The sequence below is a fragment of the Sphingomonas sp. FG14 genome (assembly GCF_057809675.1).
The window spans coordinates 1-8,610 of the sequence record NZ_JBMDKK010000041.1 but is presented as its reverse complement, the minus strand read 5'-3'; the positions used below and the strand labels follow the sequence as shown (position 1 = coordinate 8,610).

The following is an 8,610-nucleotide window of genomic DNA, read 5'->3' as shown; positions in this document are numbered from 1 at the left end:
CCCCAGAGCGCGCCACCCCCATACCGCTGCCCGTCTATGAGGCGGCGGAGCGGGTACACTCGCATGTCCGCGAACTGGCGCGCGTGACTGCTGCTGCCGTCACGGCTGTAACGGATAGCTCCGAAGCGATCGTGCTGCAGACCCGGGCACGCAGCCTCACCGATACGCTCTGCTCACGCGCTGAGAACGTCGGGGTCGACGTGAACACCCTGATAGAGATCGCCATGGACCAGATGGCGCCGCAGCCCAAGGCGGAGGTCTGGTTCGTATGACCGCGCGCACCGCCATCGTCGATTACAGTCGCGATCTGCGGCCGGGTTCGGGCCTGCACTGGCGCCTGACCTATTCGGGGTTCGGCCATTGGTGCCGGGCTGACGGTCATGTCGCGCGCTTCTCCTCCCACGCGGACGCGGAGACGGCGGCGAACATCTGGATCGCGGTCGGCACGCCCGTGTCGCAGCAAACCGATGCGCAGCGCGCCGACGCGCAGTTGCGGAGGGCGGCATGATCGCGATCGCGTTTCACATCGCACCGGCCGCGATCTCCCTCGGCATTGTCGCGGTCGCGCTGGGTATCATCGTCCGGCATTGCCTGATCGCCTCGCGCACGCCGATCGGCAGGCTCCTCCGCATGAAGTGGAGGGCGTGGTGAAGCTGATCAGCGAACCCGGTGCATACCCCGGTATCGACGGCAATCTCTACCACGCGGCCGAAATCTGCGATTCCCCCTCGATCTCGTCGAGCGGGCTCAAGCTTATCGATGCCAAGAGCGCGGCGCACTTCTGGGCGCAATGCCCTCAGAACCCGCGTCGCATGGTGCGTGCGGATACGCGCTCACTCCGCCTCGGTCGCGGGCTCCACGATCTCCTGTTGGTCAATGGCGCTGTGCCTGCCGACTATCATCTGGTGCCGGACGGGTTCGTGTCGAGCCATACGACGAAGTGGGCCGATTACATCGCCGGCTGGCAGGATGCGCGCGAGGCCGGGAAGACGATCCTGACGGTCAGCGAGTTCAGGCGGATCCAGGCGATGGCCGAGGCCGTCTCGAAAGATCCGCTCGCCAATGCGCTGCTGACGGCAGGCACGCCGGAAATGACGCTGTGCGCGCGCGACCCGAAGACCGGCGTCTGGATGCGTGCCCGGCCGGATGTGCTGCCGGACGTCATGGAGATCATCCCCGATGTGAAGTCCGCCGACGACGCATCGCAGGCGGTCTATGAGCGCGCCGCCAGCAATTATGGCTATTTCCAGTCCGCCGCCCACTATCTCGACGTCCTCGAGCAGCTTTATCCCGAAGGGGCGGAGACGCGCCGCTTCGTGCTGGTGACGGTCGAGAGCAGCTATCCGCACGTCGTCTCGATCGACCACCTCGACAATGACGACATCAACCAGGCCCGGATGCTCAACCGGGCCGCGCTCGACAAGTTCGCCCATGGCGTCCGCACCGGCGAATGGCCGGCCTACACGACGCCCGAGCGTCCGATCCGCCCCCTCCACATGTCCGCAGCCCTTCGCGCCAGCATCAACCAGCGCGTCGAGCTCGGCGAACTCTCCTACGACTGAAAGGACGAACGATGATCCTTGGGTACGATACCGAGACGACCGGCCTTCCGCTCTGGCACGATCCCAGCGACGATCCGCGCCAGCCCCACGTCATCCAGCTCGCGATGATCCTGTATGACATGGAAGGGCGGGAGATCGATCGCTGGGCGAACATCGTAAAGCCCGGCTACGGCGCGACGATGGCGCCCGAAGCGTTCGCGGCGCACGGGATCTCGCTCGAGCGGGCGCGCGACGAAGGCGTTGATCCCGCGGAGGCGTTCGAAGCGTTCGCGGCGCGGGTCGACCAGGCCCAACTCATGGTCGGGCACAACGAGAGCTTCGATCGCCGCATGATGCGGATCATGGCCGCGCGCCACAAGGGGTTCAAATGGGCGCCGCCCATCCCGAACTTCTGCACGCTCTATCGGTCGAAGTACGTCATCAATCTGCCGCCGACGGAGAAGATGATCCGCGCGAACATTCGCGGCCCCAAGGCCCCCAACCTGGGGGAGTGCATCAAGCATTTCTTCAACGAGGATCTGGACGGCGCCCATGACGCGCTGGTCGACGTCGAAGCCGCGATGCGGGTCTTCTGGCATCTCGTCCGCAACTGCGGCGTGGCGATGTTCAAGCCGGCGAGGGCCGCGTGAACAAGGCCGTCACAGCCCAGGACATCATGTCCCAGAGCCGGCGCGAACCCGCCAGCCAGGCCACATCGATCGAGCAGTCGCGCGCGATCGCCGAAGTCCAGGCCGCCGTCACGGTTGCGCAGCGCTGCCCGCGCGACGAGCCCAAGGCACTCGCGAAGGCGCTGGAGAGCTGCCGGACGATGGCGGTGGCCGAGCAGGCGTTTTTCAAGTTTCCCCGCGGGAAAGAGTCCGTCACCGGCGAGACGATCAAGCTCGCCGAGGAATTGGCGCGGTGCTGGGGGAACATCTCCTACGGCGTCATGGAACTCGATCGAGACGACGATAGCCGGACGTCGGAGATGCTGGCCTTCGCATGGGATCTCGAAACGAACACGCAGAGCCGGATGACCTTCATCGTCCCGCACAAGGTCGATACGCGCAACGGCGCCAAGGTGCTCGTGGAGATGCGCGACATTTACGAGAACAACGCGAACAACGGCGCGCGCCGGCTGCGCGAGTGCATATTCCGCGTGCTCCCCGCCTATCTCAAGGAAGCCGCCAAGAGCACTTGCTTCGAGACGTTGCAGACCGGGCAGGGCGCGATCCCGTTGCCGGCGCAAATCGCGGAGGCGATCGCGAGGTTCGACGATATCGGCATCTCGCGCGCGCGCCTCGAGGCGAAGCTGGGTCCATCGAACAATTGGACCATCACCGATATCGTGAACCTCAAGGTCACATATCGGTCGCTCGATCGCCGCGAAATCAATGCGGAGGACGAATTTCCCCGTGTCGGCGTCCAGGAAGCGACCGACGCGGCGAAGCGGCTGGTCGACGCCGCGACGGCGCCGCCGCGAGCTGAGGGCGGTGAGCTGGAAACCGGCCGCGCCGACGCCGAACACGGCGAACTGCACGACGGCACCCATTCCGATCACCCGGCCCGCAAGGTCGCCGACGAGATCAAGCGCGCCGCCGAGGTGTCACCCAACATCGAACACCTCGCGCAGCTTCGCGGCCTGCGCGGGCCCGACATCGCGGCAATGCCCGACGATCTCGGGATCGAGGTTCTGCGCGCGCTGGATGAAGCCGAGAAGCGGCTGGGAGGGAAGGGAAATGTCTGAAGACCGCGCTGAAATGGAGGCGGCGGCTGTGCTGCAAGCTGCCTTTGCCGAATGCATCGACAAGCTCGGCCAGGATCGCGCAGCGCGCATGATCGCCTCAGGCTTGGGCTACGCGATTGGTAATGGAGCGCCTGATGCAAGAACCATGTGGTCGGCCACGGGGCAGATCATGATGGAGGTTGGCGAAGCCGCTGCCGAGGTCTTTCACGCTCGCATGCCCCCGGCTGCGGGGAGCGCATGATGGCGTACGATTATGTCCGCCGCTTCTACGGCATTGATCCGATCGTCGGCAAACGCGTCCGCCACACCGAACTCAAGGGTGATCGGTCCTTGGGGACCATCGATCCCGAGGATTTCGGCATGAGCCACTACGTGATGGTCCGCCTCGACGGGGATCAGCACGCAAGCCCGTGCCACCCGACCTCTCTCGATTATCAGCCGAAGGAGGCCGCGCATGGCTGACGGTACCCAGATCGAATGGACCGACGCGACCTGGAACGTGATAAACGGGTGCTCGGTCGTCTCGCCGGGATGCACGAACTGCTACGCTATGAGGCTTGCAGGCACGCGGCTGCGGAATACCGCATCCCGCAAGGGGCTGACAGTCGAGACGAAGGCCGGGCCGGTCTGGACTGGCGAGACACGGTTCAACGAATCCGTCGAATTCCAGCCGCGAAGCTGGAAGCGGCCACGCAGGATCTTCGTCTGCGCGCACGGGGATGCATTCCACCCGTCAGTATCGTTCAACGATATCGATCGTGTGATGGCGATGACGGTCGAGGCGCCGCAACACACCTATCAATTCCTGACGAAGCGACCGGAACGCGCGTTCGAGTATTTCGCTGCGTTGCCTGAGCGCCAAAGGGAATGGTCGTGCCACTCTGCGCTCGACTGGTCTGAGCTGCCGCTCCCGAATGTCTGGCTCGGTGTGTCGGTCGAAGATCGTCGCCGAATGGAGGAACGGGCGCCGATCCTCGCCAAGATCAACGCGGCGGTGAAGTTCTGGTCGGCCGAACCTCTGCTCGGTGACTTGGGCAATATTCCTGCGGAGTGGATGCCCGACTGGATGATCGTCGGCGGCGAGAGCGGCCCCGGCGCCCGCCCGATGCGTCCAGATTGGGCCCAGGGGCTGCGCGATCAATGCGCGAAATCGGGAGTGCCCTTCATGTTCAAGCAGTGGGGGGCATGGGCCCCCGTCGCTTCCGATGACCTGCAGCCGGGCGATGAATTGCTCACAACGGGCGGCTTCGTCGCTCGTGGATGGTGGATGCGCAATCGAGGGAAGAAGGCTGCGGGCCGGCTGCTGGACGGCGTGGAACATAACGCGATGCCGGAGACGGCCCATGTTTGAGATCTATCGCACCGCCGACAAGCAATGGCACTGGCGCCTGGTCGCCCCGAACGGCGTCGTGCTCGCCGAAAGCGCAGAAACCTTCGTGAAGCGCTCCGCCATCCTTCGCTCAATCGACCGGCTCAAGGCGATCGCGCCGGGTGCCGGCGTGTCGGAGAAGATCATATGACCGACCGCCCCATCCTTTTCTCGGGCCCGATGGTCTGCGCGCTCAACCGAGGCGACAAAACCCAGACGCGGCGTCTCAAGTCCTCACCGATACGGCTCGTCCAGGGCGGCGATCGCCTTTGGGTACGCGAGGAGTGGAAGACCGCGCCGGCCTACGACGATCTGGCGCCGTCGGAGATGGGTGGCGACCAGCCACTCTTCTATCCCGCCGATGGCTCCACGTTCAATTGGGCCGAGGCGGACGGTGCCGAGCAGGGCCGCCGTCGCGCCGGGATGCATATGCCGCGCTGGGCTTCGCGCCTGACGCTGATCGTGGAGGCTGTAGGGTTTGAGCGACTGAACGAGATCAGCGACGCAGATGCGATCGCGGAAGGCGTTCGATTGAAGAACCCCGAGGTCGATGTCGGCACCTGGCACGTTCCAGGTCTGTCCGTGATCGGTTGGCCGCCGGCATTCGTCTTCAAATCGCTGTGGGAAAGCCTCCACACCAAGGCAGGCGAGCGCTGGCAGGATAACCCCGCGATCGTCGCGCTGACGTTCCGCGTCGTGCGCGCCAATATCGATCAGGTGCCGGCATGACGCGCATCTGTCTCTATTGCCCGAACCCGGTGCCGCCATCTCGCCAGAACCCCAAGTTCTGCTGCGGCACCTGTCGCACCGATTTCCACAACGGCCTGCGCAAGCTGGGCGAGCGCCTTTTCCACGAGGGCGTCGTCACGATCGAGCAGGTCCGGGCCGAGAATACGGCGAGGTAGCCGTAAACGCCTCGTCGGGCGGCGAAACGAGCCCGGCACGATGATGGAGTGCAGAATGTCGAAACCCGCTCTCATTGCCACCCTTTCCGAGGCGGCCGGAATTTCGAAGAAGGATGCCGGTGCCGTGGCTGATGTGCTCGGCAACGCGATCACGTCCGTCGTGAACTCGACGGGCCGCCTGATGCTGCCCGGCCTGGGCACGCTCAAGAAAGTTCACAAGAACGCCCGCGTCGCCCGCAATCCGCGTACCGGCGAGGAGATCCACGTCGCCGCGCGCGATGCGATCGTGCTCAAAGCCTCGAAGGGGAATTGAGATGGGGCCGGCTGCCATCCCATTTCCTGATAGCGCGTCCCTCATGTCGGCGCGTGACGGTGGTTGGCAGCCGGTTCCCTATCGGACCGGCGATCGCTGTCCGACCTGCGGGAAATCGAATTTCTACATGCGTCGGGTGACTGCCGAATGTGCGGGATGCGGCACGCCGCTGCCGATCGAGCAGGGGCGCCCGGATAGGAGTGAGCCATAATGGCCTATGCGGAAGGCACCAGCGTTCCGATTGAGCGCTCGATCGCGGAGATCATCGCGCTCGTCAAAAAGGCCGGCGCGCACCAGGTCGGGCAGATGGAGAGCGCGAACCAGTTCGCGATCCAGTTCAACTTATCGGACCGCTTGATCCGGTTCCGGGTTCGCCTGCCGGCATGGCAGGATATGCCCGAATATAACGGGAGGCGGGAACGGCTCGACCAAGCCAAGCGCCAGCAGATGGCGGAGCAGGCCGGTCGCCAGCGCGGGCGTGCGCTGCTTCTCGTCATCAAGGCGAAGCTCGAATCCATCGAGAGCAAGGTTGAGACGTTCGAGGAGGCGTTCTTGGCGAACGTCGTCATGGCTGACGGGAAGACCGTCTATGAGCGCGTGGCCGAACCGCTTGCGCTGGAATACCAGACAGGCCGGGTCCAGCCCGACATGATGCTGCTCGGCGGGCCCAATGACTGAGTGTTCAGCGCAGACCCCGGCCGCCTTCGACCTCGGCGCTTGGGCCGATTCGCCCGAGGGCGCCGCTGCTTGCGAAGCGCTGGCGCAGGCGCTCGACAACCGCGCCGCGCGGTTCAGCGCGCGCGGCTCCCCCGATATCGCTCGCGAGGACCGGGTCCTCGCCAGCCTCTTGAGAGCGAGGATTTTGCTGTGATGGACCGTGCATCACTTCCTGATTGGCCGCGTCTGATGACGATCGAGATGGCCGCTGCCTATCTGTCGCGCAGTGCAAGCACGATCAAGGATCGCGGGCCGACGCCGAAGCGCGATGGTCGTAGCGTGCTATACGATCGGAAGGATCTCGATCGCTGGGCGGATCGGCTTGGCGAGCAGCCTCTCGACGAAGGCGAGGAGGCCGCTGAGGCGAAAGAGGTTGAGCGTCGGTTCTTGGAGAAGATGAACCATGGCGGGCACTGAGCTCAAATATACCTACATCGCCAAGGGCAAATATTGGCGCTTTCGGCACCCGGTCACGGGTGATTGCAAGCTGCCGGGCGTGCCGGGCGAGAAGGAGTTCAACCGCAAATACGAGGAACTATGCGGGAAGGTCGAGGCCAAGCCCGAACCGGCATCCAAGGATTCCTGGGCATGGCTGATCAAGCGCTACCGCCAGAGCGGTGAGTTTCGCAGCCTCGCGGATTCGACGCAGCTCGACTATGGCAAGACGCTCGACTTGATCGTCGAATACCTTGGCGCAGAGCCGTTCCGGCTCACGACACGGGCTATGATCAAAGCCGTCCGCGACAAGTTCGCTGACCAGGCGCGCAAGGCGCACAAGATCAAGCAGATGACGAGCCGGCTCTATAGCTGGGCTGACGAGGAGGAGTTGGTCCCGGAGGGCTTCAACCCGGCTGCCAAGCTGAAGCGCATCAAGCGGAAGGGCGGCACCCGCGAATATGTCTGCTGGTCCGCTTACGAGTTCGACACATTCTTCCCGCGGGCCATGCGCTCGATGAAGACCGCCGTGATGCTGGCCCGCTACACCGGCCAGCGCGCCGAGGACATCGTCACGATGACCTGGGCCGATTTTCAGGGCGACATGATCCGGGTCCGGCAGAGCAAGACGCGCACCCCGCTCGATATTCCCTGCCATAGCGCGCTGCGGTCGTATCTGGACGGCCTGCGCCGCGATCTGGACCGGGAGAAGGGGAGGAGTATCCTCATCCTCACGAGCGGCGCCGGCGCACCGTACAACGCGAACAGCCTGTCGAGCGCGATCGGCCGCGAGGTCCGCAAGGTCGCGAAGGCCACCGAATTCCCGATCGAGCGGTCGATTCACGGTCTGCGCTACATGGCCGGATCCGACATGGACGAAGCGGGCTGCACCGTCGCGGAGATCGAAAGCATTCTGGGCCATCAGACCTTCAAGATGGCCCTGAAATACGCCTCGCAACGCCTGCGCGCGAGGGCCGCAACCGCCAAGAGAGAGGCAAAGAACAATGCGTGAATCTGCGAACTTCGAAGGACGCGACTGCGAACTCTCATTGACAGGGCGGCAAAACCCACGCATTTGCGCCGCGTGGCCCGATGGCGGAGTGGTTACGCAGAGGACTGCAAATCCTTGCACGCCGGTTCGATTCCGGCTCGGGCCTCCACTTCCTAAATAGTTGAATTTAAGCGCGAAACCTCAACATTTGAGGTTGTGGCTCGGAAGCTCGCGTCTGGAACGTGTGTAATTCGTGTGTAATTGGGCGAGCTAGGCTGCATCGAGCACCTGCATAGCATTGTCGATGTGCTGCCCGTGAACGTGCGTGTAGCGCAGAACCATCGCCAACGTTTTGTGACCGCTGATCCTCTGGACGGTCGGAAGGTCGATCCCCGCTTCTACCAACCTTGTTATCGCGGTGTGTCTCATCGTGTGCGGAGTCACCAATGACGGGTCCAGATTCGCGCGGATAACGGCCCGTGCAAACTGGCGTGCGATATTCGTGCGGTGCCCATGTTTGGACTGGCCGGGAATCAGTGAACCGCCCCGGGATTGCCGGAGGCCATTCGGCTTAAATTATGCGGCGATCGGG

The 8,610-nt window shown here is 64.1% G+C and carries 17 protein-coding genes and 1 tRNA gene; 17 read left to right on the top strand and 1 reads right to left on the bottom strand.

Annotated features, from left to right (window positions below; all coding sequences use genetic code 11):
- The 17 genes from ACODTA_RS30065 to ACODTA_RS29985 all read left to right on the top strand — a co-directional run.
- Positions 1-272: hypothetical protein (locus ACODTA_RS30065; RefSeq protein WP_489071327.1), on the top strand; the 272-nt coding region annotated here is incomplete at its 5' end.
- Complete coding sequence (locus ACODTA_RS30060; RefSeq protein ID WP_489071325.1) at positions 269-508, top strand: hypothetical protein; 240 nt, start codon at positions 269-271, stop codon at positions 506-508. The genes ACODTA_RS30065 and ACODTA_RS30060, both read left to right, overlap by 4 nt.
- The gene (locus ACODTA_RS30055; protein ID WP_489071323.1) at positions 505-651 is read left to right on the top strand and encodes a hypothetical protein; all 147 of its coding nucleotides are present in this window, start codon (positions 505-507) and stop codon (positions 649-651) included. Before ACODTA_RS30060 ends, ACODTA_RS30055 begins: the two co-directional genes overlap by 4 nt.
- Positions 648-1,562 carry a PD-(D/E)XK nuclease-like domain-containing protein gene (locus tag ACODTA_RS30050; protein ID WP_489071321.1) on the top strand — a complete coding sequence of 305 codons (915 nt, stop codon included), beginning with the start codon at positions 648-650 and terminating at the stop codon, positions 1,560-1,562. The genes ACODTA_RS30055 and ACODTA_RS30050 overlap by 4 nt, the downstream gene beginning before the upstream one ends.
- 11 nt (positions 1,563-1,573) lie before the next feature.
- On the top strand, positions 1,574-2,191 hold the full coding sequence (locus ACODTA_RS30045) for a 3'-5' exonuclease (RefSeq protein ID WP_489071319.1): 618 nt from the start codon (positions 1,574-1,576) through the stop codon (positions 2,189-2,191).
- Positions 2,188-3,288 (top strand): hypothetical protein, encoded by a 1,101-nt coding sequence (locus tag ACODTA_RS30040; protein WP_489071317.1) that lies wholly within the window; start codon positions 2,188-2,190, stop codon positions 3,286-3,288. The genes ACODTA_RS30045 and ACODTA_RS30040 overlap by 4 nt, the downstream gene beginning before the upstream one ends.
- Entirely contained in the window at positions 3,281-3,529 is a 249-nt protein-coding gene (locus ACODTA_RS30035) for a hypothetical protein (protein WP_489071315.1), read from the top strand. The genes ACODTA_RS30040 and ACODTA_RS30035 overlap by 8 nt, the downstream gene beginning before the upstream one ends.
- Positions 3,529-3,750 (top strand): hypothetical protein, encoded by a 222-nt coding sequence (locus tag ACODTA_RS30030; protein ID WP_489071313.1) that lies wholly within the window; start codon positions 3,529-3,531, stop codon positions 3,748-3,750. Before ACODTA_RS30035 ends, ACODTA_RS30030 begins: the two co-directional genes overlap by 1 nt.
- Positions 3,743-4,639 carry a phage Gp37/Gp68 family protein gene (locus ACODTA_RS30025; RefSeq protein WP_489071311.1) on the top strand — a complete coding sequence of 299 codons (897 nt, stop codon included), beginning with the start codon at positions 3,743-3,745 and terminating at the stop codon, positions 4,637-4,639. The genes ACODTA_RS30030 and ACODTA_RS30025 overlap by 8 nt, the downstream gene beginning before the upstream one ends.
- Positions 4,632-4,808 (top strand): YegP family protein, encoded by a 177-nt coding sequence (locus tag ACODTA_RS30020; RefSeq protein WP_489071309.1) that lies wholly within the window; start codon positions 4,632-4,634, stop codon positions 4,806-4,808. Before ACODTA_RS30025 ends, ACODTA_RS30020 begins: the two co-directional genes overlap by 8 nt.
- Positions 4,805-5,386 carry a hypothetical protein gene (locus tag ACODTA_RS30015; RefSeq protein ID WP_489071307.1) on the top strand — a complete coding sequence of 194 codons (582 nt, stop codon included), beginning with the start codon at positions 4,805-4,807 and terminating at the stop codon, positions 5,384-5,386. Before ACODTA_RS30020 ends, ACODTA_RS30015 begins: the two co-directional genes overlap by 4 nt.
- The gene (locus tag ACODTA_RS30010) at positions 5,383-5,562 is read left to right on the top strand and encodes a hypothetical protein (protein WP_489071305.1); all 180 of its coding nucleotides are present in this window, start codon (positions 5,383-5,385) and stop codon (positions 5,560-5,562) included. The genes ACODTA_RS30015 and ACODTA_RS30010 overlap by 4 nt, the downstream gene beginning before the upstream one ends.
- Before the next feature lie 55 nt (positions 5,563-5,617).
- A complete protein-coding gene (locus ACODTA_RS30005; protein ID WP_489071303.1) occupies positions 5,618-5,875 on the top strand; it encodes an HU family DNA-binding protein in 258 nt (85 codons plus the stop codon).
- A 210-nt stretch (positions 5,876-6,085) separates the two neighbouring features.
- Positions 6,086-6,553, top strand: coding sequence for a hypothetical protein (locus ACODTA_RS30000; RefSeq protein WP_489071301.1), 468 nt, complete (start codon positions 6,086-6,088; stop codon positions 6,551-6,553).
- Between the two features lie 228 nt (positions 6,554-6,781).
- Positions 6,782-7,009, top strand: a complete 228-nt coding sequence (locus tag ACODTA_RS29995; RefSeq protein ID WP_489071299.1) for a hypothetical protein — start codon at positions 6,782-6,784, stop codon at positions 7,007-7,009.
- A 79-nt stretch (positions 7,010-7,088) separates the two neighbouring features.
- A complete protein-coding gene (locus ACODTA_RS29990) occupies positions 7,089-8,039 on the top strand; it encodes a tyrosine-type recombinase/integrase (protein ID WP_489071297.1) in 951 nt (316 codons plus the stop codon).
- Between the two features lie 74 nt (positions 8,040-8,113).
- Positions 8,114-8,187: transfer RNA gene (locus ACODTA_RS29985), tRNA-Cys, on the top strand.
- A 101-nt stretch (positions 8,188-8,288) separates the two neighbouring features.
- On the opposite strand, the gene ACODTA_RS29980 is transcribed toward ACODTA_RS29985, so the two are convergent.
- A complete protein-coding gene (locus ACODTA_RS29980; protein WP_489071329.1) occupies positions 8,289-8,552 on the bottom strand; it encodes a tyrosine-type recombinase/integrase in 264 nt (87 codons plus the stop codon).
- Positions 8,553-8,610 lie beyond the last annotated feature (58 nt).